Origin of the sequence: Nocardia cerradoensis NBRC 101014, from assembly GCF_000308535.1 — a bacterium.
Classification (GTDB): Bacteria; Actinomycetota; Actinomycetes; order Mycobacteriales; family Mycobacteriaceae; genus Nocardia; species Nocardia cerradoensis.
The window spans coordinates 1-24,885 of the sequence record NZ_BAFW01000257.1 but is presented as its reverse complement, the minus strand read 5'-3'; the positions used below and the strand labels follow the sequence as shown (position 1 = coordinate 24,885).

Annotated in this window: 20 protein-coding genes; 9 read left to right on the top strand and 11 right to left on the bottom strand. The window is 66.4% G+C overall.

Annotation, left to right across the window (positions count from 1 at the left end):
- Positions 1–61 precede the first annotated feature (61 nt).
- The 5 genes from gyrB to dnaA all read right to left on the bottom strand — a co-directional run bounded on the left by gyrB (position 62) and on the right by dnaA (position 8,668).
- Positions 62–2,110, bottom strand: coding sequence for a DNA topoisomerase (ATP-hydrolyzing) subunit B (gene gyrB, locus ON23_RS27760; protein ID WP_039781826.1), 2,049 nt, complete (start codon positions 2,108–2,110; stop codon positions 62–64).
- A 393-nt stretch (positions 2,111–2,503) separates the two neighbouring features.
- On the bottom strand, positions 2,504–3,076 hold the full coding sequence (locus tag ON23_RS27755; protein WP_039781825.1) for a DUF721 family protein: 573 nt from the start codon (positions 3,074–3,076) through the stop codon (positions 2,504–2,506).
- Positions 3,077–3,219: 143 nt separating this feature from the next.
- Complete coding sequence (gene recF / locus ON23_RS27750; protein ID WP_051043473.1) at positions 3,220–4,455, bottom strand: DNA replication/repair protein RecF; 1,236 nt, start codon at positions 4,453–4,455, stop codon at positions 3,220–3,222.
- Between the two features lie 166 nt (positions 4,456–4,621).
- On the bottom strand, positions 4,622–5,791 hold the full coding sequence (gene dnaN, locus ON23_RS27745) for a DNA polymerase III subunit beta (RefSeq protein ID WP_039781823.1): 1,170 nt from the start codon (positions 5,789–5,791) through the stop codon (positions 4,622–4,624).
- 828 nt (positions 5,792–6,619) lie between these two features.
- Positions 6,620–8,668: a chromosomal replication initiator protein DnaA gene (gene dnaA, locus ON23_RS27740; protein ID WP_039781821.1), complete on the bottom strand. Its 2,049-nt coding sequence runs from the start codon at positions 8,666–8,668 to the stop codon at positions 6,620–6,622.
- A 571-nt stretch (positions 8,669–9,239) separates the two neighbouring features.
- On the opposite strand from dnaA, the gene rpmH reads away from it, so the two are divergent.
- The 9 genes from rpmH (at position 9,240) to ON23_RS27705 (ending at position 16,128) form a co-directional block, all read left to right on the top strand.
- Positions 9,240–9,383, top strand: a complete 144-nt coding sequence (gene rpmH / locus ON23_RS37110) for a 50S ribosomal protein L34 (protein WP_006550910.1) — start codon at positions 9,240–9,242, stop codon at positions 9,381–9,383.
- A gap of 85 nt (positions 9,384–9,468) precedes the next feature.
- Positions 9,469–9,909, top strand: a complete 441-nt coding sequence (gene rnpA / locus ON23_RS27735) for a ribonuclease P protein component (RefSeq protein ID WP_083904275.1) — start codon at positions 9,469–9,471, stop codon at positions 9,907–9,909.
- Positions 9,906–10,271 (top strand): membrane protein insertion efficiency factor YidD, encoded by a 366-nt coding sequence (gene yidD / locus ON23_RS37105; RefSeq protein WP_083904274.1) that lies wholly within the window; start codon positions 9,906–9,908, stop codon positions 10,269–10,271. Before rnpA ends, yidD begins: the two co-directional genes overlap by 4 nt.
- Before the next feature lie 4 nt (positions 10,272–10,275).
- On the top strand, positions 10,276–11,430 hold the full coding sequence (gene yidC / locus ON23_RS27730) for a membrane protein insertase YidC (RefSeq protein WP_039781820.1): 1,155 nt from the start codon (positions 10,276–10,278) through the stop codon (positions 11,428–11,430).
- Positions 11,431–11,473: 43 nt separating this feature from the next.
- A complete protein-coding gene (locus ON23_RS27725) occupies positions 11,474–12,046 on the top strand; it encodes a Jag family protein (protein ID WP_210743953.1) in 573 nt (190 codons plus the stop codon).
- Positions 12,047–12,133: 87 nt separating this feature from the next.
- Positions 12,134–12,880 carry a 16S rRNA (guanine(527)-N(7))-methyltransferase RsmG gene (rsmG, locus tag ON23_RS27720; RefSeq protein WP_051043472.1) on the top strand — a complete coding sequence of 249 codons (747 nt, stop codon included), beginning with the start codon at positions 12,134–12,136 and terminating at the stop codon, positions 12,878–12,880.
- A gap of 307 nt (positions 12,881–13,187) precedes the next feature.
- Positions 13,188–14,189, top strand: a complete 1,002-nt coding sequence (locus ON23_RS27715) for a ParA family protein (protein WP_244970073.1) — start codon at positions 13,188–13,190, stop codon at positions 14,187–14,189.
- A 4-nt stretch (positions 14,190–14,193) separates the two neighbouring features.
- Positions 14,194–15,195: a ParB/RepB/Spo0J family partition protein gene (locus ON23_RS27710; RefSeq protein ID WP_039781818.1), complete on the top strand. Its 1,002-nt coding sequence runs from the start codon at positions 14,194–14,196 to the stop codon at positions 15,193–15,195.
- Between the two features lie 192 nt (positions 15,196–15,387).
- Positions 15,388–16,128, top strand: coding sequence for a hypothetical protein (locus ON23_RS27705; protein WP_036507428.1), 741 nt, complete (start codon positions 15,388–15,390; stop codon positions 16,126–16,128).
- A gap of 82 nt (positions 16,129–16,210) precedes the next feature.
- Here ON23_RS27705 and ON23_RS27700 read toward each other — a convergent pair whose 3' ends face one another.
- From ON23_RS27700 to murJ, 6 genes are all read right to left on the bottom strand, one after another.
- Positions 16,211–17,407: an N-acetylmuramoyl-L-alanine amidase gene (locus ON23_RS27700; RefSeq protein ID WP_036507426.1), complete on the bottom strand. Its 1,197-nt coding sequence runs from the start codon at positions 17,405–17,407 to the stop codon at positions 16,211–16,213.
- Positions 17,408–17,645: 238 nt separating this feature from the next.
- Positions 17,646–17,975 carry a thioredoxin gene (gene trxA / locus ON23_RS27695; protein WP_039781817.1) on the bottom strand — a complete coding sequence of 110 codons (330 nt, stop codon included), beginning with the start codon at positions 17,973–17,975 and terminating at the stop codon, positions 17,646–17,648.
- Positions 17,976–18,028: 53 nt separating this feature from the next.
- Complete coding sequence (gene trxB, locus ON23_RS27690; RefSeq protein ID WP_039781816.1) at positions 18,029–19,015, bottom strand: thioredoxin-disulfide reductase; 987 nt, start codon at positions 19,013–19,015, stop codon at positions 18,029–18,031.
- Between the two features lie 141 nt (positions 19,016–19,156).
- A complete protein-coding gene (locus tag ON23_RS36175; protein WP_157170297.1) occupies positions 19,157–20,041 on the bottom strand; it encodes an RsmA family anti-sigma factor in 885 nt (294 codons plus the stop codon).
- A gap of 181 nt (positions 20,042–20,222) precedes the next feature.
- Positions 20,223–20,786: an RNA polymerase sigma factor SigM gene (gene sigM, locus ON23_RS27675; RefSeq protein ID WP_039781846.1), complete on the bottom strand. Its 564-nt coding sequence runs from the start codon at positions 20,784–20,786 to the stop codon at positions 20,223–20,225.
- A 271-nt stretch (positions 20,787–21,057) separates the two neighbouring features.
- The coding region (gene murJ, locus ON23_RS27670; protein WP_051043470.1) for a murein biosynthesis integral membrane protein MurJ at positions 21,058–24,885 on the bottom strand (3,828 nt) is incomplete at its 5' end.

Below are 24,885 nucleotides of genomic sequence, written 5' to 3'. Positions count from 1 at the left end.
GAAAGGCTTGTGCATGAGGCTCGGCATGTGGACGGGCGCGCAGTGCGCTGCGCAGCGCCGGCTACACATCGAGGAAGCGGACGTCCTTGGCATTGCGGGTGATGAAGCTGCGACGCGCCTCGACGTCCTCACCCATCAGCACGGAGAACAATTCGTCGGCCGCGGCCGCGTCGTCCAACGTCACCTGACGAAGCACCCGCACCGAAGGATCCATGGTGGTTTCCCACAGCTCCTTGGCGTTCATCTCGCCGAGACCCTTGTAGCGCTGGACGCCGTCGTCCTTGTTGATCTTCTTGCCGGCGGCCAGACCGGCCTCCAGCAGACCGTCGCGCTCGCGGTCCGAATAGGCGAATTCGGGTTCCGAGCGCTGCCACTTCAGCTTGTACAGCGGCGGCTGGGCGAGGTACACGTGCCCGTGTTCGACCAGCGGGCGCATGAAGCGGAACAGCAGGGTCAGCAGCAGGGTCGAGATGTGCTGGCCGTCGACGTCGGCGTCGGCCATCAGCACGATCTTGTGATACCGCAGCTTCGAGATGTCGAACTCGTCGTGGATACCGGTGCCGAACGCCGTGATGATGGACTGGACCTCGTTGTTCTTGAGGACCTTGTCGATGCGCGCCTTCTCGACGTTGATGATCTTTCCGCGCAGCGGCAGGATCGCCTGGTACATCGAGTCGCGGCCGGATTTCGCCGAGCCACCGGCGGAGTCACCCTCGACGATGTAGATCTCGGACTTGCTCGGATCCTTGGACCGGCAGTCGGCCAGCTTGCCCGGCAGCCCGCCCAGATCGGTCGCGCTCTTGCGCCGTACCAGCTCACGAGCCTTGCGGGCGGCGACGCGGGCCTGCGCGGAGGACACCGCCTTCTGCACGATCGTCTTGGCATCGGCCGGATTGGCCTCGAACCAGTGCGCGAGATGTTCGTTGCAGGTGCGCTGGACGAACGACTTCACCTCGGTGTTGCCGAGCTTCGTCTTGGTCTGGCCCTCGAACTGCGGCTCGCTGACCTTGACGCTCACGATGGCCGCCAGACCCTCGCGGATGTCGTCACCGGTGAGGTTGCCGTCCTTCTCCTTGAGCAGCTTCTTGTCCTTGGCGTACTTGTTGACCACCGTGGTCAGCGCCGCGCGGAAGCCCTCTTCGTGGGTACCACCCTCATGGGTGTTGATGGTGTTGGCGAAGGTGTGGACGGATTCGGAGTACCCCGAATTCCACTGCATCGCGACCTCGAGTTCGTGGCCGGTGCCCTTGCTGGTGAACGAGACGACGGTGTTGTGGATCGCCTGCTTGGTGCGGTTGATGTGCTTGACGAAATCCTCGAGCCCGCCCGGGTAGTGATAGGTGCGAGTCTTGACCTTCGGCTCCGGCGGCGTGGCGGTGCCCTCGTCGTGCTTGGGCGCCTCGGCGGTCTCGCTGACCACCTCGTCGGTGACCTCGGCCTCGCTCACCCGCTCGTCGGTGAGGGTGATGGTCAGGCCCTTGTTCAGGAAGGCCATCTCCTGCAACCGGCGCGAGATCGTCTCGAAGTTGTAGGTCGTGGTCTCGAAGACGTCCGGATCCGCCCAGAAGCGCTGCGTGGTGCCGGTCCGGTCGGTGGGCTCGCCCTTGACGAGCTTGCCGGGCTTGGCGTCCTTGTACTCCTGGCTCCAATGGAAGCCGTCGCGGTCGATCTCGGTGACCATCCGGCTGGACAGCGCGTTCACCACGGAGATACCGACACCGTGCAGACCGCCGGACACGGCGTAGGCGTCCGAGTCGAACTTGCCGCCGGCGTGCAGCTGGGTCATGACGACCTCGATGGTGGGCACGCCCGTAGCGTGCATCGCCACCGGGATACCGCGGCCGTCGTCGACGACCTCGACGCCGCCGTCGGCCAGCAGCGTCACGTCGACCCGGGTGGCGTAACCGGCCATCGCCTCGTCGACGGAGTTGTCCACAACCTCCCAGATCAGGTGGTGCAGACCGCGCTCACCGGTGGAACCGATGTACATACCGGGGCGTTTGCGGACCGCCTCGAGTCCTTCGAGAACGGTGATGTTGGAGGCACCGTAGTCCTTGTTGCCCGCTTTCGCCTTGGACGAGCCGCTTGCGTTGGAGTCGTTGGCAGCCACTGCTCGGTAGCTCTCCTTACTTGCTGATCCCTCGATGCGACGTCGGACAACACACACAGACCGAGCCCCGTATGGCCTCTGCTCGAGATGTTCGAACTGCTCGAGAATTACGGGTCCTCGCGCGTGCTGCACGGAACGCGCCGAAGGTATCGCCGCTAGTTACTCTTCCATCCTACTGGTACCCCCGGCACAGGATGCACCTATGACACCCCTGAGAGCGTCGTGAGTGCGTGAAATCGGTCGCCACCGGGTCCGGTTATAGGCGAACCCGCTCCCGTGAGCCTCAGCGGAAAGCGACGGGCACTCGGATCCCGCGCGGCAAAGTTACGCCGATGTGGTTTCGCGCGAGACGAACCTCCGCACCGGTTCCACGTGAAACTCACCGGTCGCGAATCAGCCGTAGGTGTCGCGCGGACCGCGCCCCTTGATATGCCGCTCGCCCTTGCGCCAGCTCGGGGCGGCGGGACCACTGATCTTCAGCGAGGTGACCACGCCCTGCCCGACCGCGGCATTGATCTTCGCCAAGATCTGCGACTGCAGCATTCGCAACTGGGTGGCCCAGGCGGTGGATTCGGCCTGAATACTCAGCACGCCGTCGGTGAGCGATACCGGGTCGGCATGTGCCGCGATATCGTCGCCGACCACGGCCGACCACCGGCCGAAAACCATTCCCTCGGCGACCTTTCCCGACCATCCGCGACTCTTGGCCAGAGATCCGGCCAGTGCGGAGAGCAGTTGGGGATCGCGGTCATCGGGCCGCGCACCGGACCAGCCGGAACGCCGACGCAATGCTCGGACCCCGCCCTTACGCGGCGAGGCTCGCCCCTGGCCGACCGCCTTACCGCTGGCACGGGCCGCGGCGCGCGCCTCCTCCAGGGCGCGGCGGGCCAGGTCCACACCGCGCAGTTCCGGTTCGGGGCCGGTGGACGGCGGGGAGCCGTCTTCGCGCCCGGGTTCTGCGGCCATCTTCGACTCCCTTCCCGTCCGGTCGTTTCCCCGTCCGATCGTTTTCCCGTCCGATCACTGCATTGCGGCAAGGCTAGCCGCTGGGTCCGACAACTCGCGCCCCTTGCGTACGGGGCGGTTCGGCCCAGGTGCGCCGATCGGCCTCACCCGAGGTGCCGGCCTTCGATGGATTCGCCCGCGCGGGGCTCGTCCGCGCGGGGCGGGGGCTCGACGATGCGCGAGGTCCGCCCGTCCGCGACGCCGTCCGTCTCGACCCGGACCGGATTCGCCCCGAGTTCCGGCGGCACGTCCTCGGGCACCGCGGCCGTGATCAGCACCTGTTCGGCGCCGGCGGCCACGGCCGCCAACGCGGTGCGACGGCGGCGATCCAATTCCGCGAAGACGTCGTCGAGCAGCAGGACCGGATCGGTCCCCGCGCTGCGCAGCAGTTCGAAGGCGCCCAGTCGCAAGGCCAAGGCGAACGACCACGATTCCCCGTGGCTGGCAAAACCTTTCGCGGGCGCCGAACCGAGCATCAGATCCAGATCGTCGCGATGCGGGCCGACCAGACAGACGCCACGCTCGAGCTCCTTGCCGCGCGCGGAAGCCAACTCGCTCAACATATTCGCCTCCAGCGCCTCGACATCGCCCGGCTGTGGAGAACGCTGTGGATCCAGGAAGTCCTCGGGCAACGCGGAACTGCGGTAGCGGATGGCGGCGGTCCGCGATTCCGGCGCGATGGACCGGTAGGCCTGCTCGAGATAGGGGTGCAGTTCGTGCACCAGCCGCAGTCGCTGGGCCAGCAGTTCCGCACCGTGGGCAGCGAGATGTCCGTCCCAGACGTCGAGGGTGCTCAGTTCGGCCGGCGCACCGGAGCGCGAACGAGCCTGCCGCCCAGCCGTTTTCAACAGCGCGGAACGCTGCCGCAGCACGCGGTCGTAGTCCGAACGGACCGCGGCCAGGCGCGGCAGCCGGGCGGTGGCCAGTTCGTCCAGGAAACGGCGGCGTTCGGAGGGGTCGCCGCGGACCAGTGCCAGATCCTCCGGCGCGAACAACACGGTCTGCAGGATGCCGAGGATCTCACGTGTGCGGCGGACCGGCGACCGATTGATCTGCGCGCGATTGGCGGAGCCCTGATTCAACTCCACATCGATGCGCAGTTCGCGGCCACCGTTGACGACGGTCGCCCCGATCCGAGATCGCTGCTGCCCCAACCTGATCAGCGGGGCGTCACCGGCAACCCGGTGGGAACCGAGTGTGGACAGATATCCGACGGCCTCGACGAGGTTGGTTTTACCGTTGCCGTTCGACCCCAGGAAAACGGTTCTGCCTGTGGGTAATTCGAGGTCGGCGTGCTCCCAGGAGCGGAAATCACGCAGTGTGAGCGTCCGGATGTGCATAGCTGAACCCGCCGTCACCAGGCACTTTGTGACGGACGGGTCGAAATGCACACGCGCCCGGGGTTTTTCACAGGTTTATCAACATCTCCACAGGTCGGGGTGAACGAGTGCCGCCTCGCCGGTCGTATCGCGGCCGGCGAGGCGGGAACCATGGGGATCGAATCGATCAGCCGGGCAAACGAACCGGCATCAACAGGTAGATGTAGTTGCTCGACAGTGCCGCGAACGCGCCGGAATCCGACAGTTCCGGTTCGTCGTCGGTGGTCGGGCACATCACCGCCGGACGGCTGGGAGTGGTGAAACCGAAGGTCACCCGGTCCGAATGCAGCGCCGACAGACCGTCGTTGAGGTAGCCGGGGTTGAACGCGATCGTCAGCGGTTCGCCGCGGAACTCGGCCTCCAGCCATTCCTCGGCGCGACCGGCGTCGTCGCCGCCGGCGGAGAGCTGCAGGCCCTGATCGGAGAACTCGAGCCGCACCTGGGCGCCCCGCTCGGCCACCAGGGCTACGCGCTTGATGGCCTCGATCAGCGCGCTCACCTGGAGGGTCGCGATCGAGGTGTGCTCCTTGGGGAGCAATTGGCGGAACTTGGGGAATTCCGCGTCGAGCAGCCGGGTGGTGGTCCGGCGGCCGCCGTTGACGATCCCGAGCAGTCCGTCGGTTCCGGTGCCGAAGGCCAGCTGGACGGGCGCATCGGAGGCGCCGAGCGTCTTCGCCGATTCCGACAGCGTGCGCGCCGGGACCAGGACCGCGGTCTCCACATCCGGGCGACCGGGCTGCCACTCCAGATGCCGCACCGCGAGGCGGAAGCGGTCGGTGGCGGCCAGAACCACCCGGGAGCCCTCGATTTCCACACGGATACCGGTGAGCATCGGCAGCGTGTCGTCGCGACCGGCGGCGACCGCCACCTGGCCCACGGCCTCGGAAAACAGATCCACACCCAGTTCGCCGGTCTGCGGGGGCAGTTCGGGCAACTGGGGATAGTCCTCGACCGGCATGGTCGGCAGCGAGAACTTGGCGCTGCCACAGGCGATCAGCACGCGGGTGCCGTCGACCGAGACGTCGACCGGTTTGTTGGACAGTGCCTTGGTGATGTCGGCCAGCAGGCGGCCGGAGACCAGCACCTGTCCCGGGCCGGCCACCTCGGCGGCGACGCGCATCTGCGCGGAGACCTCGTAGTCGAATCCGGAGACCGTGAGGCCGTCCTCGTCGGCCACCAGCAGCACACCGCCCAGGACGGGCACGGGCGGGCGAGACGGCAGGCTACGGGCCACCCAGGCGACGGATTCCGCGAAATCCTCGCGAGCGACCCGAAACTTCATACTTGCAAGCTCCATCGCTCGGTATGTCCTCTCCCAGTCTCGATCGGTCGTGATCTGTTCGACGCCGTGGTGATCAGCGTTCATACAACAGCGTGGTTCGCGCGGCAATGCGGTCGGAACGGCTCGCCCGTACGCACCGCAGTGTGGCACAGGCGACCGACATCAAACCGTACCCGCGCAAGCGGGCGATGACTACGTCACCCCCTCACCCGGTGCGTCGTCGCCGGACGGCCGGATCCGTTCTGCTCCCTGCTTCGTTCGGATGTGGACTGCCGCGAATCGATCCGTCGGTCTCCGAGCCGAGTTTCCACACACCCTGTTTTCAAGAAGAAATCTAAAGAAGAAGAACTGAAGTAGTAGTAGGCACTGTGGATTCTGTGGACGCGGGCCGTTCGCCCAGTTCAGGAGGCGTGGCGGCGTGGGGATGTCCGGCGGGTGACTCGAGGATGAACAGTGAGCCGCTGTGGAGGCCGGAAAACTGTTCAACCTCCATCCTCGAGCCATCCTCGAGTTCTTCCATGACTCGAGACCTGTTGTACACACGTGTGTGCCGATCGGTGCACTACCGGGGGATTCCTCGAGGACCTGACAGGGAGTCCTCGAGGAATCCACATGCCGATTCGGCCGTCTTCGCAGTTCGGACCCCGTGGACGAATTCGGCTGTGGGAACTGTGGACCGAGGGCTGTGAGCGAATGCGTGCACAGGGTGGCGCATCGACTGTGCGCAACCTCGAGGACAAACCTGGGATTCCTCGAGGACTCCACAAGGACTCCTCGAGGAATCCACAACACGAAAAAGCCGATCCACCCAGGTCAACCGGGTGGATCGGCTTGTGTAGGGATTCAGCGCGAGCGCTGTTTGATTCGGGCTGTGAGTTCTTGAACCTGGTCGTAGACCCGGCGGCGCTCGGTCATCTCCTTGCGCACTTTCTTCTCCGCGTACATGACCGTCGTGTGATCGCGACCGAAGGCCTGGCCGATCTTCGGCAGGGAAAGGTCGGTCAGTTCCCGGCACAGATACATCGCGATCTGACGAGCCTGAGCCAGCGGCCGGGCCTTACCGGGGCCGGTCAGTTCCTCCAGCGTGGTGTTGAAGTACTCCGCGGTCACGGCCATGATCGTCGACGCGGTGATCTCGATGGTCGTGGTATCGGGCATCAGATCGCGCAACACGACCTCGGCCAGCGACAGATCCAGCGGCTGGCCGTTGAGCGAGGCGAAGGCCGTCACCCGGATCAACGCACCCTCGAGTTCACGGATATTGCGCTCGACCCGGCTCGCTATCAGTTCCAGCACGTCGTGCGGCACGTCGAGGCGATCCATCCGCGCCTTCTTGCGCAGGATCGCGATCCGGGTCTCCAGCTCCGGCGGCTGCACATCGGTGATCAGACCCCATTCGAAGCGGGTGCGCAGGCGCTCCTCCAGCGTCGCCAGCTGTTTCGGCGGGCGATCGGAGGACACCACGATCTGCTTGTTCGCGTTGTGCAGCGTGTTGAAGGTGTGGAAGAACTCCTCCTGGATACCTTCCTTACCCTCGATGAACTGGATGTCGTCCACCAGCAGGATGTCGGTCTCGCGGTAGCGGCGTTTGAACGCCACCTTCCGGTCGTCGCGCAGGCTGTTGATGAAGTCGTTGGTGAATTCCTCGGTCGAGACGTATTTGACGCGCATCCCGGGAAACAGCCGCTGGGCATAGTGCCCGGCCGCGTGCAACAGATGTGTCTTCCCGAGACCGGATGCACCCCAGACGAACAGCGGGTTGTACGCGCGGGCCGGCGCCTCGGCGATCGCCACCGCCGCGGCGTGCGCGAACCGGTTCGAGGCGCCGATGACGAAGGTCTCGAAGGTGTACTTGGCGTTCAAACTGGCCGAGGACGAGGCGGGGGCCGGTGCCGGCGGTTCCGGCGACTTCGCGAAATACGTCGGCCAGGAATTGCGCGCGCTCACCACCGGTTCGTCGGCGTCCTCGGCCACGCCCGGGCGCTGGCCGACCTCCGGTTCCGGCGCGAACAGCGATTCCTGTCCGGGATGTCCGCCCGCCCGGGGCAGCTCCTGGTCGTGCCGCAGTGGCTCGGGCTCCCGGCGCAGCGCCTCCGGTGGATGGTGCAGTTCGTGGTCGCGGCGCAGTGAGTCCGCTTCCCGCCGCAGCGAATCCGGACCGTGCAGTCCGTCCCGGCCGGACAGCGTGTCGGCGTCCCGGCGCAGGGCGTCGGTTTCGCGCCGGAGTGCGTCCGGATCGTGGCGGAAGGCGTCGGGGTCCCGGCGCAGATCGTCGGGATCGCGCCGCAGACTGTCCGGATGCCGGACCAGCGCTTCGTCGTGCAGATGCGCGTCCGGGTCCCGGCGCAGCGGCGACGACGGTCCGAGGCTGTCCGGCAATTCCCCGGCCATCGGCGCGGACGGATACTCACCCTGGGGATAGGCGGTCCGGGCCTGGTAGTCGGCTGGGGAAAGATAGCGTGGGGTGGGGAAATCGTCGGCGTCGGGATATTGCGGCGGCGCCGGGAACCCGACCGGTTCGCGCGGCTTGTCGCGCATCCGCTCGGGGCGGGAGGTGAGGCGAGCGTGGCGGGCGCCGGCACCGGGACGGTCCGGCGGCGGGTTGGCCGGCGCGGCGATCCGGACGCCGAGACCTTCCACCTGCGGGCCCAGCCGACGGGCGAGCGACCGCAGGATCGGTTCGCGCAGATCGCGTTCGATGGCCTCCTGGGCCAGGGAAGAAGGCACCGAGAGCAGGGCAAAGCCTTGTGCGACCGTGAGCGGTTTGACCAGGCCGAGCCACGCCTTCTGGGCGTTGGTCACCGGCGGGATGGCCCCGTCGGTGGAGCCGGCGGTGAGCTCGGCGACCACTTCGGGCCAGACCGCGGTCAACACGTTCTGCTCGTCGTCCACGTATTATTTCCTCCCCGGAGCAACTCGACAGGAGCTCCAACGGTCGGCGACCACTGACATGCCTGGCCGTCAGCCATACGAATATGCCACTCCAGGGGTCTTTCCACACAATTATCCACAGATGTGGAGAACTGGGATGATACGTGGTTCGCTGCAACAACCCCCCGGTCAGCGCCTGGACCTGCGCTTCTGCAGCTATCTTCTAGCTATGAATCGTAGTGGGTCTGCGGTGGCTGTGACAAGGGTGGTTCACGAGTGCGCCGTCCAGACGGCGCGTCGCGGCAGCACGGTGAGTCGCCCGGGGTGAACGGCTGTCGCCGGCCGGAAGTTCAGTGGCGGGCGTCTCATGAGGGACCCCGAGTTTGACCCTCTCCTGGCTGATCAGTACCCTCGTACAGTCACCCGTTGACGAGGTGTTTGCTGCCTGCTGCCCGGTCGAATCATCGATCCAGCGGGACCACCACGCAATGGGCGTTGTGCCGATGAAGACCAGTTTTCATCGCGACCACATACGTTTCACCGAACAGCTTCGGGCGCCGCCTGGCGCCCACCAACTCGAGGAGTGTTGACCGTGGCCAAGGGCAAGCGGACGTTCCAGCCGAACAACCGTCGTCGTGCGCGGGTCCACGGCTTCCGCCTCCGGATGCGCACCCGTGCCGGGCGCGCGATCGTGTCGGCGCGCCGTCGCAAGGGCCGCGCTTCTCTGACGGCCTGATCGCACGGCATCGGCATCGCCGCCATGCCTGACTCGTCGATCGTCTCGCTGCTTCCGTTCACCCGTTACGTGCTCGGACACTCGGGTGTTGCCTGAGCCGTACCGGCTGCATCATCGTGCCGACTTCTCCCGGACGGTGCGACGTGGCCGACGAGTCGGGAGACGGGACATCGTCGTGCATGTGGTGGTGCCGTCGGCATCGGTGGACCTGAGATCCGACGATGCCGGGAGGCCCGACGATGCGGCGGTCCGATCGCTCGCGCGCTTCGGTGGTCCTCGTTTCGGATTGATCGTCAGCAAGGCGGTGGGCACCGCGGTGGTACGACACCGCGTCGCCCGCCGCCTGCGTCATATCTGCGCCGGGGTCGTCGCCGATCTTCCGGCGGAGGCCGATGTCGTGATCCGCGCCCTCCCCGGTGCCGCGACCGCGACCTCGGCGGAGCTGGATCAGCAATTGCGTTCCGCGCTGCGGAAAATGTCCTTCGATCTCTCCGCCGCGCGGGTGGCTTCGAGTGATGCGTCATGAACCGCCTGCGCGTGGTGACGCGGCTTCCGGCGAATCTCGTGATCTTCCTGATCGAGCTGTACCGGACCTACGTCTCCCCCACCCGCATGCCGGTGTGCCGATTCACCCCGTCCTGTAGTGAGTACGCGGTAACGGCTCTGCGTACTCGCGGGCTGGTCGTCGGTCTCGGATTGGCGGCCGTGCGTCTGGCCAAATGTGCGCCCTGGCACCCTGGTGGGTGGGACCCGGTTCCGGAACGGAAACGGGCTGCTGCCGAAGCGGCTCACGAGACGAGCCGGGCCCATGACGAGGCGGCTGAACACAAGTCTTGTAAAGGGTCGCCGCGCGCGGTGACCGGCGACACGACCGACGGGAGTACATAGAGCCGTGCTCGACTTCATCTATTACCCGGTGTCCTGGATCCTCTGGTTCTGGCACCGGATCTTCGGGTTCGTCTTCGGACTCGGAGATTTCGACAAGGGCGCCAGCAACGGTTTCGCCTGGGCGCTGGCAGTGGTGTTCCTGGTGTTCACCCTGCGCCTGGTGCTGTACAAGCCCTTCGTCAAACAGGTGCGCACCACGCGGCAGATGCAGGAACTGCAGCCGCAGATCAAGGAACTGCAGCGCAAGTACAAGAACGACCGCCAGAAGATGGCCGTCGAAATGCAGAAGCTGCAGAAGGAACACGGCTTCAACCCGCTGATGGGCTGTCTGCCGGTGCTGGCCCAGGTGCCGGTGTTCATCGGTCTGTACCACGTGCTGCGGTCGTTCAACCGCACCGGTAGTGGTATCGGCCAGCTGCACATGACGCCCGAGCAGAACGCGATGACGCCGAACTACGTGTTCAGCGCGCACGATGTGCAGTCGTTCCTGAGCGCCCGTATCTTCGGTGCGCCGATCTCCGCCGCGATCACCTCCCCCAAGGCGACCCTGGATGCCTACGCGGATTACGGCGGCATCCCGCATGTGTGGAATATGGTCGTCGTCGCGGTTCCGCTGATGATCATCGCCGGCCTCGCGACCCACTTCAACGCCCGCGCCTCGGTGGCACGCCAGAGCGCGGAGGCGGCGGCGAATCCGCAAGCGGCGCTGATGAACAAGTTGGCGTTGTGGGTCTTCCCGCTCGGTGTCGTCGTCGGTGGCCCGTTCCTGCCCATCGCGATCCTGCTCTACTGGGTGTCCAACAACATCTGGACCTACGGGCAGCAGCATCTGGTCTTCGGGCGTATCGACAAGGAAGAGCAGCAGAAGAAGGAAGAGGCGATCGAGCGGAAGGCGCAGAACGCGCCGAAGCCCGGCGCCAAGCCGACCGCCAAGAAGAAATCCGGCGCCGCCGAGACGTCGGCCGCCGACGCGGACAAGTCCGCGGCCGCGACCAACGGCACCGCCGCCTCCACGACTTCGGACTCCACGAGTTCGAGTTCTTCGGCCAAGGCCGGTTCGGCCTCCGGCAAGTCGGGCTCGTCGGGTAAGTCGCCCGGGCCGGGTAATCGCAAGCGATCCGGCAACAGAGGTCGAGCGAATCAGAAGCGACGTCGCTAGCGGATCCGATACGACGGATGATTCAGATTGAAGGAAACGACATATGACTGTTGAGACCGATGGAGGGGACGCCACTGTGGCCCTCGGTGTGCAGGATGATGCGGCGGCGGTGGACGACCGCGACGAGGCGACCGAACCGGATCCGACCGATGCCGAAGAGGCGTTGATCGAAGAGGGTGAAATCGCGGGCGACTATCTGGAGCAGCTGCTGGACGTTCTCGACTTCGACGGCGATATCGATCTGGATGTCGAGGGCGACCGAGCGGTCGTGAGCATCGACGGCGGGCGGGATCTGTCGAAGCTCGTCGGTCGGCGCGGCGAGGTTCTGGATGCGCTGCAGGAGTTGACCCGACTGGCCGTGCAGCAGGCGACCGGTGTGCGCAGCCGCCTGATGCTCGACGTGGCCGGGTGGCGGGCCAAGCGTCGCGAGGAGCTGAGCGCCCTCGGAACCGATGCGGCGCGGCGGGTGGCGGAATCGGGTAAGCCCGAATCTCTGGCGGCGATGACTCCGTTCGAACGCAAGATCGTTCACGATGCCGTGGCGGCCGTGGACGGTGTCGCGAGCGAGAGTGAAGGTGTCGAGCCCAACCGGCACGTGGTCGTGATCCCGGCCTGAGAATGTCGAATGGGTAAGGTAGGGCCCCCGGTTCATCGGACCGGGGGCCCTACTCTTTGTGTTGATGGATTTCGACGGTCCGGAAGGATGTTTCACGTGGAACGAGGCGCGGGTGCCACACCTCAGCACTCCCCCGGCGGTGACTCGGTCGATCTGACGCCGCCCGCGGTGGCGGCCGAGGTGTTCGGCGATCGCCTTCCGCTGGCCGAGCAGTACTGCGCCGCGCTGGCGACCGCGGGCGTCGAACGCGGTCTGATCGGACCGCGGGAGGTGCCGCGACTCTGGGATCGCCACATCCTCAACTGCGCGGTGCTGGGCGAGTTGATTCCCCTCGGAGCGTCCGTTGTCGATATCGGCAGCGGCGCCGGACTTCCCGGGATCCCCCTCGGCATCGCGCGTCCGGACCTCCGCATCACACTCGTCGAGCCGCTGCTGCGGCGCACCAAGTTCCTGGCGGAGTTCGTCGAATCGGCCGGACTCGAGATCACCGTGGTCCGCGGGCGTGCCGAACAGCCGGACGTCCGGAAGGAAGCGGGCGGCGCGGATTACGTGACTTCTCGTGCGGTCGCCCCCCTCGGGAAATTGGCGAAGTGGTCCCTGCCGCTCATCCATGAACACGGCCATATGTTGGCGCTCAAGGGATCCAGTGTCGCCGAGGAGCTCGAGCGTGATCGGGTGGAATTGGCGCGCGCCGGCGCCGGCCACGCGCAGATCCTCGAATGCGGCGTCGGGATCGTGACACCCCCGACCGTGGTGCTCAGCGTGGAGCGTGTCCCGCGCGCGGAGAAGCGGGCGAACAAGGAAGCGAATCGACGCGCCCGACGCGCACAGTAACTTTGGTTGTTTCATGTGAAACAACGCCCAGCGAAGCCGCATGCGACGCTCGCGACGAGTCATTCCGCGCGTGTCGCATAGTGATTGCCGCGGTTCAACTTCCGTATTCTGGCCGGTGCTGGCAAGCTAGTTGTCGTCGAGCGTGAGCGCGCGGTTTCGCGGTTCCCGGCAGCTCCGCGTTCTGCTTGTTCGAGCCATGCGGCGCCGGTGCTGCCTGGGCACGTGTCTGAAGTTCTCGGGGTTAGGAGCCTGTATGTCGAACCGTCCGGCGAATGTTTCACGGGAAACAACGTCCCGGGTGCCCGGAATGCTGGACAGCGGTGGCCTCGAGGGAGATGAATTCGCCAAGACCGCATTCGGAAATATCTCCGCCGCCGAAACCCCCATCGCGGCCGAGGCCCATCGCGCCAGCCAGGTCCTGCACCCCGGCTCGCTCAACCTCCCCAAGCCTCGCGAGCAACGCATCATCACCATCGCCAATCAGAAGGGCGGCGTCGGTAAGACGACGACGGCCGTGAATCTCGCTGCCGCACTGGCGCTGCAGGGGATGACGGTGCTCGTCATCGATCTCGACCCTCAGGGCAATGCCAGCACCGCGCTCGGCGTGGAGCATCACTCGGGTGTGCCGTCGAGTTACGAACTGCTGATCGGTGAGATCTCGGTGCAGGACGCGATCCAGCGCAGCCCGCACAACGAACGCCTGCTCTGCATTCCGGCGACGATCGATCTCGCGGGCGCCGAAATCGAATTGGTCTCCATGGTCGCCCGTGAGGGTCGATTGAAAGCCGCCATCCAAGAGGCCAACCTGGCGGGCTACGACATCGACTACGTCATGATCGACTGCCCGCCTTCTCTCGGCCTGCTCACCGTCAACGCGATGGTGGCGGCCAAGGAAGTGATGATCCCGATCCAGTGTGAGTACTACGCGCTGGAGGGCGTCGGCCAGCTGCTGCGCAATATCGGTCTGGTGCAGGCACATCTGAATCCCGAACTGCACGTCTCGACCGTCGTCCTCACCATGTACGACGGCCGGACCAAACTCGCCGACCAGGTTGCCGAAGAGGTTCGCGGCCACTTCGGTGACGCCGTGCTGCGCTCGGTGATTCCGCGCAGCGTCAAGGTTTCCGAGGCGCCGGGCTACGGCATGACCGTGCTCGATTACGATCCTGGTTCCCGCGGCGCGATGAGCTATCTCGATGCGGGGCGGGAGATCGCGGCCCGCTCGGCCGTCGTCCAGAGCCGAGCGACGCCGGGCCAAGAAGGCGCTGCGGTCGGTACGGCTGGTGCAGCACAGGAAAGGGGTCGGTAGGCCGATGAGTCAGGCGAAGAAGGGTGGCTTGGGGCGCGGACTAGCCGCGTTGATTCCGACCGGTCCTGCCGATGTGCAGGGACTCGGAAGTGCGGCAGCCAATGCGGTGATCGGACTCGATCCGATCGGCCCGCATCCCGCGTCGGCCTATCTGCATCGGGTTCCCGATGCGGCCGAGGAGTCGGGTGCCGGAGCGGTATATCGGGAGATTCCGCCGGATCAGATCGAGCGCAATCCGAAGCAGCCGCGGCAGGTCTTCGAAGAGGATGCGCTCGCCGAACTCGTCCATTCGGTGCGGGAATTCGGCCTGATGCAGCCGATCGTGGTGCGGGTACTGGAGTCCTCCCCCACTCCGCGCTATCAGCTGGTGATGGGTGAACGGCGATGGCGAGCCTGCCAGGAAGCCGGCCTGGAGACCATTCCGGCGATCGTGCGGGAAACCACCGACGACGCCATGCTGCGCGATGCGCTGCTGGAGAACATCCACCGGGTGCAGCTGAATCCGCTCGAAGAGGCGGCGGCCTATCAGCAGCTGCTGGAGGAATTCGGCGTCACCCACGAGGAACTGGCGAACCGAATCGGCCGATCCCGACCGGTCGTCACGAATATGATTCGCCTGTTGAAGTTGCCGATTCCGGTGCAGCGACGAGTCGCGGCCGGCGTGCTCTCCGCCGGACATGCTCGTGCCCTGCTCGGGTTGGAAGCGGGCGCCGAGGCGCAGGAGCGGTTGGCCGAACGCATCGTCGCCGAGGGGTTGTCGGTTCGTGCGACCGAGGAGGCCGTCACTCTCGCGAACCGCTACCCCGAAGACGAAGTGAAGCCGACGCCGAAGCGGAGGCAGATTTACGCACCGGGGTTGGACAAGGTCGCCGAGCGATTGGCCAATTCGTTCGACACCAGGGTGACGGTGAGTATGGGCAAGAAGAAGGGCAGGATCGTTGTCGAGTTCGGTTCGGTCGACGATCTGGAGCGCATTGTCGGGCTGATGGAGCAACAACAGCTCTGACGAGACAGACCCCTGGGGTTCGGCGAGAAACGTCACTGTGACACCGCTGTTTTTCGCGCCGATCCGAATGTGCCGCGATCGATAAGGGATGGGAAATGAGGCGTTCGCTTTGATCGCATATTCTTGCTGGCGAGAAGATGTTGATGCGGCGTGAGCATAGATGAATCGGAAAGCTGGAGGCTGAGCAGAGCGGTGTCGACCAGCGTGACCGCACTAACCCTCGGCGGACTGGACAAACTTCCGGCACATGCGCGTCGATGCGTGTTCTGGGAGATCGACCCGGCCGTGGCGGCAGATTCCCGTGAATTCAGCGACCCCGTCTTCGAAAAGGAGGCGTGGTTGTCAACGGTGATGCTCGAATGGGGATCGTGCGGGCAGATCGCTGTTGTCGACGGTCAGCCGGCCGGATGTGCGCTGTATTCGCCGCCCAGTGTGGTTCCGCGCGCGGCACTGTTCCCCACCTCCCCCGTGAGCCCGGACGCGGTCCTGCTGACCACGCTGCGGGCCGAACCGCCGCACAATGATGGAGATATTGCCCATCGGCTGATTCAGGCCGTCGTCGGCGATCTGATGCGCCGAGGTGTGCGAGCGATCGAGGCCTTCGGGATTCGTACCGATCCGGCAGCGACCGCGTTGCCGGCCCGTGGAGTGCGGTCCATGTTCTTCATGGAGCGCATCGATTCGCCGGGCCACGGTATCGCCTCCGCGCCGCGGCAGAAGGCCAACAGCGCCTGCTCGCCCGAAAGCTGCATGATCGATGCGGACTTCCTCGAGGATGTCGGATTCTCGGTGGTGGCCCAACATCACCGATTCCCGCGCCTGCGGCTGGAACTCGACAGCGATCATCTGTGGAAGGAAGACGTCGAGCGCGCTCTGGACCAGCTGCTTGCCGCTGCTGCGATGCAGGCGCAGCCGGGCGTTCCCTGCCACTGACACGCAAAAGGCCACTGACACGAAAAAAGGAAGGCGCCCCCGGGATCGAATTCCGGGGGCGCCTTCCTGTGCTATTCGGGACCTACATCCGATCGGCCGCGGCCAATTCCTCGGCCAACAGCTCGGCGAAGGTGTAAGTGCCGGTGGGTTGATCGTCCTGGCCGAGCAGATACAACCGCTTGACCGAGATCAGAATGGCCTCCGCGATCACATCGCGCATCCGGGGATTGGTCAATACCGAGGCGTCGTAATCATTTGTCAGGTATCCGATATCGACCTGGACGGTCGGCATCTTCGTCAGCCGCAGGAGGTCCCAGGTGCGGGCGTGGGTGCGGCAGTCCTGCAACGAGGTTCGCGCCACGATCTCGCGCTGGATGAATCCCGCCAGCACCTGGCCGATCATCGACACCGAACCGTGCGAATTCCCGAAGTGGAAACTGGCCACACCGCCCGCGGACGAACTGAGATTCGCCGCACAGCGCAGCGAGATCATCAGATCCGCATCGAAGGTGTTCGAGGTCTCGGCGCGTTCGGCGTCGGTCGGGTTGGCGCCCCACGGGCGGGACAGGAACGTCTCCATGCCGGTGGCGGCCATCCGGCCCTCCAGGCGGCTCGCCAGATCCCAGAGAATCTCCGACTCGTACACATCGCCGAATTCCGTCGGCACGGCCAAACCCTTGTCCTCGCCGCCCATTCCGGGGTCGATGACGATGCGCTTGCCGGTCAGCTGCGGGCCGGCCCGGTGCACGACCTCCTCCTCGGCGATGCGATGGGGATTGCCACCGGTGACCCGCGCGCCGAGCAGTTCCAGCGAACGCAGGGTGTCCGGACCACAGATGCCGTCGGCGGACAGGCCGATCTCACGCTGGAAGGCGGTGAGCGCATCGTGGGTGTGCGGCCCGAAATAGCCGTCGATGCGATGGACGTAGAAGCCCAGATCCTGCAGGCGGCGTTGCAGAGTGGCGACGTCGTCGCCGTACAGCGGCGCCGACAGCTGATAGATCAGGGTGCGGGCGCCGAGGCGATAGGAGGCCTCCTTCAGCGCACGATAGGTGGCGGGCCCGACGACGCCATCGACCAACAGGCCGCGCTGCTGCTGGAAAGCGCGTACGGCCGAATCGAGTTCACGATCGAAGACGGCGTCGGAGTCCTTCCAGTACTCCCCCTGCCCGCCGGACCGGTCGGTCCCGTGCGGGTGTGGATGGAATCCGAGACTTGCCAGGGTGCTCCGGACCTCAGCGACGGCTGGACCAGTATCGCCGTGACGAAGTCGGTGCATGCGTGAGAGCCCTTTCCTTCCGCCAACCCGGGTACCCACTTATGCGATGGCACACACCCTCGCACGACCGGAGCGTCGGTCGATTGTCTCAGACCCGAGCCGTATTTCGGCAATTCTCCGGGTGCCGAAATAGTACACAGCCATCGGGTCCCGGAGTGCCTCCTGGTGAAACCGCATCGGGGCCCCGGGCCGGGCACGCTCGCGACGTACCCTGATCCGGGGCCTCGACCGGGAGAACTCAGATGACGCCCTCGAGTTCGCGCAGCAGCGCGGCCTTACCCTTGGCACCCACGATGCGCTTGGCTTCCTTACCGCCGGAGAACAGGATCATCGTCGGCAGTGCCATCACACCGTAGTCACGGGAGCTGGTGGGGTTGGCATCGGCGTCGACCTTCGCCACGATCAGCTTGTCGCCGTGCGCCGCGGCGATCTCCTCCAGCACCGGGGCGACCATCTTGCACGGACCGCACCAGGAGGCCCAGAAGTCGACGAGCACCGGCTTGTCGCTGCCGAGCACATCCTGTTCGAAGGTGGCGTCGGTGACGGTCTTGGTGGCTGTTTCGGACATGGCGGTACTCCTAGCGGTGTGCGATGACGCGATATTCGAAGGGTTCGGGGGGATCAGCCGGCGGTCACTTCCACCGGATTGCCGGCGTTATCGAGGGTGTTGCTGGTGATGTCGCCCTTCTCGGCGAGCCAGCGCTCGGCGTCGATCGCCGAACGGCAACCGGTACCGGCGGCGGTAATGGCCTGGCGGTAGGTGTGATCGACCAGATCGCCGGCCGCGAAGACGCCGTCCACCGATGTCGCGGTGCCGGGCTCGCGCACCTTCACATAGCCCTCGGCATCGAGATCGACCTGGCCGCGGACCAATTCGCTGCGCGGGTCGTGGCCGATCGCCACGAACAGGCCGGTGGCCGCCAGTTCGGAGGTTTCGCCGGTCTTGGTGTCGCGCAGGGTGAGACTCGTCACGGCCGTGTCGCCGTGCACCTGGACCACCTCGGAGTTCAGGCGGAAGCGAATCTTCTCGTTGGCCTTCGCCCGCTCGAGCATGATGCGGGAGGCGCGGAATTCCTCGCGGCGATGCACGATCGTCACGCTGGAGGCGAATTTGGTGAGGAAGGTCGCCTCCTCCATCGCGGAGTCGCCACCACCGACCACGACGATGTCCTGGCCCTTGAAGAAGAAGCCGTCACAGGTCGCGCAGGCGCTGACACCGCGGCCGAGCAGCTCCTGCTCGCCCGGTACGCCCAGATAGCGGGCCGCCGAGCCCATGGCCAGGATGATCGCGTAGGCCTGGTAGACCTCGCCGCCGACCGTGACCGACTTGATCGGGCCGGAGAGATCGATCGCCTCGACATCCTCGGTACGAATATCCGCGCCGAAGCGCTTGGCCTGCTCACGCATCTCTTCCATGAGATCGGGGCCCATGATGCCGTCGCGGAAGCCGGGGAAGTTCTCCACCTCGGTCGTCGTCATCAGCGCGCCACCGAACTGGGTGCCCTCGAACAGCAGCGGTTCGAGCTCGGCCCGGGCAGCGTAGACCGCGGCGGTGTAGCCGGCGGGGCCGGAGCCGACAATGATCAGATCGCGTACAGGCGTGCTCATGATGCCCTTCCGAAGTGTGTTCAACAGGCGTGTCGGTCAACAACAGGGTAAACGTAGATGTTCCCGCCGCCGACCGGCCGTACTCGAGGCCACGCCCGGAAACGTCGCCGTCGACGAGGCGTTCGCGCACCCCACGCGCCGTCAGCCGATATCGCGCATCTCGAGGATCTGCGGATCCGCTGGGCTGCAACCGGTCCCGACGACCAGCGCGGTGATCTTGGGCGGCCGCGGGCCCGTGAGCAGAATCAGGACGGCCGATTCACCGCGATATGTGACATTCGTCGAGCCGAGCACCGTGCGGTCCGGAATCGCGGCTTTCACGCAGCCGGCCATGGCCCCGGGGCCCGACAGCGCGCCGGTGACGTCGTTGCGGCCCATGGCACTCAGCACGGCCGCGGAGGACAGCTCGTCGTCGAGGGCGACGGTGCCGCTGTGCTGCGCCGGCAGCGCCTTCGGGCTGACCGTGCGATCGGTCACCGCGTCCACGGCGACCAGTGTTCCGGCGATGACGGCCACTGCCGCCGCGGCCGCGGTGAACCAGCGCCATCGCTTCGCGCGGTGACCGTCCAGCGAGACCGGCGCGCCCGGGCCCGCCGCGCCGGGAACATCGGCGTCCTGCTCGTGCGGTTCCATGGGCATCGGTTCTTCGGGCAGCGCCTCCTGCGCTACCGCGTCCAGCGCCGGCATCGGACGGGTGGAGGGCGGTTCGCCGCCCGATCCGTCGCCGTAGAGATGGTGGACGGTGGCGACCGGCTGCGGCTGTTCGCCGCGCGACAACTCGTCCAGCAGCGCGTCCAGCCGGGCCGCTACCTGGGTGGGGATCGGATGCAGAATGTGGTCGTCCAGGCTCAGCGCGCGTAACTCGGCGCTCACGCCGTCGAGCGAGTGCAGGAAACGAACGGCGTCGGGGTCGCGGCGAACTTGCGGCCACAGCAGCTCGGCCTGTTCGGGAGGGACGTTGTCGGCGTGCAGATCGGCCAGCAGATCGGTGGAGAACGGAGGGCGCGGCACCGGACGGGCTGCCATCACACCTCCTGTGTCCGATTCGTCGCCCCACACCCCGGAACGGCGTCGCCGCGCGGCGAATTCGCCCTTGTCGTCCATCGCCTCTCCGGGTCCGGCCTCATGATGTAGCACCTGTCATCGCAGCGATGCGGCGGCAAGCACAACGAATAATTGTCCGTCTGTTAGTAATGACGCTTCTCGGCTACGTCCGGTTCCCCGGATTTCGCAGGAATTCCAATTCCTGTTCCAGCCGTTTACGGCCCCGGGCGCAGCGACTTTTGATCGTCCCCTCGGCGACGCCCAGCAACTGCGCCGCTTCCGCTACGGTATACCCTTCCATGTCGATCGCAACCAGCGCTGCTCGCTGATCGGGCGGCAGCGTGAACAGCGCCGCGGCGACCACCATTTTCACCTCGCGCTGCGCGATGTCGTCGCGTTCCACCGCCGGTTCGGCCATCGACTCGTCCGACAGCGATGTCGCGGGCCGAGACTTGTTGCGCCGCATACGATCCAGGCACGCATTGACCACGATGCGATGCAGCCAGCTGCGTACCTCCGCATCCCCGCGGAAGGTGGCGGCATTGCGATGCGCCGACAGCAGCGCGTCCTGCAGCGAATCGGCGGCATCCTCCGGAGTGCGGCAGGTGCGCAGCGCCAATTGCCAGAGCCGGTGGTAATGACGGCGGAACAGAATGCCGAAAGCATCACGGTCGCCCGCGACATGGGCGGAAAGTAATTCGAAATCGGTGGTTTCGTCCGGATCGATCGAGCGACGACGGACAGCAGACGACTCCGGTGTCCCCCCACTGGCGATCGCTTCGAACGACACACAAACCCCTTGGACAGCGCTCACGACGGCACGAAGTCCTACACCGGACAGGCCGCTAATTCCGCATCATCCAGGACCGAGACACCAGATCCCAGGAAGCTCCCCTGCTGAGAGCGCGCTGTGAATCATAACGTTCATTACGAATCGGTAGCAACCAGAGCGAGGCGTTATCACGAGCCGGGACGGTCGCCGGCCGCGACGGCACGAATCAGGAAGCTGCCTCGAAGCGAATGTCGCCGAGCGACGTCTGGAACTGGCCGCCGTTGTTGGCCAGCTGGGTGATCCAGATCAGCACGTAGCGAGCCGGCTGATCGGACTGCACCGGGATCGTGGTGGTGCCGTCGGCCAGGGTGGCCTGGCCGACGAGCTGGGTCTGATCCAGGGTGGGCACCGCGGTGGGCGAGGTCCGCACCTCGACCACCGTGCCCGGTGACGCGGAATCGATGACGACCTTGCTCACCTTGCTGGGGCCGGGCAGCGTCGCGAGCACCCCGACCCCCTTCTTCAGAGCCGGGAACTGCTGGAAGTACTGATCGGTGTGCCAGGTGGTGGTCGGATTTCCGTCGAGCAGCGCCGATACGTTGCCGGGACTGTCCGGCGTGCCCTCCGGGGAGTACACCGAGACGCCCGTGGCCTGCAGCGGAAGTCCGGCGGCCGTGGTCGGCGCCGGTCCCGCAGGCTGCGCCGCCGGGGCAGTCGGTGCGACGCTGGCCGTGGTCAGGCCCAGTTTGCGCTGCTGTTCGTTGAGCGGTTGGTCGGCCGAACCCGGCGCGAAGATGCTCAGCAACCACCAGATGATCACGCCGACCACCAGCGCCGCGAGCACGCCCAAGCCGACCAGGATCCACAGCATTCGCTGCGACCGCTCGCGCTCGGCGGCGAGCAGTTCCGGATCGGCGAGGGTCTCGTCCGGATTCGCCACCGCACGCTGGCCCAGACGCAGGACCGGGATGAAGTCGGTCTTCTGGTCGACGACCGAGGCCTGCTCGAGCACGTGCTGCACGGTCGCCGCCGTCCGCACGCCCTTGTCGGCCTCGAGCGAGCGGACCGCCACCGCGGAGATCTCGAACGGCACCTCGGGACGAATCTGACGCGGTTCCACCGGAGAGCCGTCGCTGCCGAAATCGGCCAGCTTCAGCCCGCCGACGGTCGCGGCGGCACCGGTGACACCGCCGGTGCGGATCGGCCAGCGGGCGGTGATCAGCGCGTACAGCATCGCGCCGAGGCCACGCACATCCGATTGCGCATCGGAATCGGCCAAGGTGCCCGGGAAGGCCAGCACCGCATCGCCGGAGGCGCTGATGCGCACCCGGTCCGGATGGTCGATCGACAGCGAACCGCCGCCGCGATGGGCCAGTTCGGCCGCCGCGGCGAGAGCCCGGATGGCTCGGGCCGCGCCGATCGGCGAGGGTTTGGTCTCGGCCATCTCCCGCAGCGAGCGGCCGGGAGTCCACTCCGCGACCACGATGCCGCCGGAACTACCGCGCACCACATCGAGCACACGGGCCAGGCCGGACGAGTTGATCCGGCCCAGGCGCAGCGTGCGCGAGAGAATGGCCTGCGGGCCGTCGTGGCCGGGATTGTCGCCGGCCTTCTGATCGGCATCGACGAAGGTGAGCGCGACCTCGCGGTCCAGTTTCACATCCAAGGCCTGCCAGAACCGCAGTCCGCGTGCGCCGCCGTGGTCGGCGAGCAGCCGATAGCGGCCACCCGCCACGGAGGCGCCCGGAATCAGTTTGGGACCGCGCGGCACGCGCCGGGACGGCGGTTCCACCCGCATCGGGGGCATCTCCGGCGAACCGACCGGCAGCATGCCGGTGTCGTAGGCCGGATCCCGCGGCGGCACCGCGCCGGGCGGCACCGCTTCCGCACCGTTGCCGTTCACCGCGTCCGCGGCGTTCGGCGCGTCGGGGACATCTGCGTCCACACCGGCTTCGCCGTCGGGCGCCGCAGCGGCGTTCGACGCTTCCGTATGGTCGGATGCGGATTCCGGAGTGCGGTCGGCCGGCGGAACACTCCCGGGCGGGACGTCGTCGGTGCGCACTGCGCCTGCCGCGTCGGCAGCCTCGGCGGAAGGCTGACCCTCCGCCGCGTCGTCGCTCACCCTCGCTCCTCCTTCGCCCTGATATCTCGAAGTCCGTTGTGCCGGTGTAGCACCGGCATTTGCGTTTCTCTGCCGAACAGGGTACGGGAACTCGTCCTGGCCGGTGCGGTCAACCGCACCAGGACGGATTACCGGCAGCACCATGGTCTGGGCGTCGGTATACGGGTCGTAGCGGTAGTAATACGGAGCGGCGAGGTCCGGACGCGGCAGCACCATCGTGTCGTGCATATCGACCGCGGTGTCGTCCAAGCCGAGGTCCGGCGCCGGCGGGGTGAAGCCGAGGCGCCGCGACACCGCGACCGTGAGCGCGACGATCTCCGGAACCCCGGCCAGGCGCATCAGGCCGAAGGCGACGCCGAACATGACGATCGCATCCAGGCCGACCCGCAGTACCGAGGCGAGGCCGCCGTCGAGCCGGGACAGGCCCAGCACCTGATCGATGATCAGCGTCACCGCCGCGCCGGCCACCGAGGCCAGCACCACGCGGGTGACGGTCCGGCCGACATTGGCCATCCGCAGATCGCCGAGACTGCGATGCAGCAGCCAGCCGCCGATCACCGCACCGGTCACGAAGCCCAGACCGTTGGCCACACCCAGGGCGATGACCACGTGATCGTCACTGAAGAACACCGGTGTGAGCAGCGACAACACGATCTTGACGCCGGTGATGCCGAGGATGATCCAGGTCGGTGTCCAGGCCTGCTCCCGCGCGTAGAACACCCGCAGGTGAATCAGCACCAGCGCGTAGGGAATCAGCGTGAACGCCGACCAGGAGACCGCCTCGCCCAGACGACCCGCATCCGAACTGCCGAAATGGCCGTATCCGTACAGCGCCTGGCCGATCTGCGGACCCGCGATGGTGAGGAAGGTGACCACCGGGACCAGCGAAATCATGGTCAGACGGGTGGCGACGCCGAGGTCGTCGACCACCGCCGGATTGTCGTCGGCGGCGGCGTTGCGGCTCAGGCGCGGCATGATCGCGGTCAGCAGCGTCACGCCGAGCACGCCGTACGGCAGCTGCAGCAGCAGCCAGGCGTTCTGATAAATGGTCGGGCCCGCGACGTCGGCGTGCGAGGAGACCCGGGTGGCGATGGTCCAGCCGATCTGGCTGATGAACACGTACAGGATGATGGCCGCGCCCATCCCGGCGAACTGCTTGAGCCGGGCGTCCACCCCCCACAGCGGGCGCAGATCGATCCCCAGCCGCCGGATGGCCGGCAGCAGGCTCACCATCTGAACGATGACACCGACGGTCACACCGACGCCGAGGACCAGCAGCTTCGGATCGCTCATCCGGACCGGATCGAGGCTGATCTCTCCCGGTGTGACCGCGTACAGAGTCAGAATCGCCAGCACGACCACGTTGTTCAACACCGGCGCCCAGGCACCCGGTTTGAACACCTGATGGGTGTTCAGGATCGCCATGAGCAGGCCCGACATCCCGTAGAAGAGGATGGCCGGCAGCAGCAGGAAGGCGAGCGCCGTGGTGAGCGCGGTATTCACCTTGCCGTCGTGGGACAGGAAGATGTGGGTGGTCATCACCGGTGCCGCGGCGACGGCCAGGACGGTGCCGATGGCCAATACCGTGAATGCCGCGGTGACCAAGCGGCGGACGAAGGCGGCGCCGCGGTCGGCGTCCTCCTTCTCCGCGCGGACCAGGGTCGGCACCACGATGGCGGTGAGCACCGCGCCGAGCAGCAGCTCGGAGATCATGGTCGGGATCGTGCTGGAGACCGTGAACGCACTGGCGATGGCCGGGCCGAGCACGGTGACGAGCAACAGCTGTTTGACGAAGCCGGTGATGCGGCTGACCAGCGTCGCGACCGCGATGGATCCGGAGTCGCGGACCAAACGCGAGGTCGACGAGTCCTCCGGTTCCTGCTCGACGACGGCCTGCTGGGCGGTGCGCGGACCCGCCGAATCGCCGCGCGC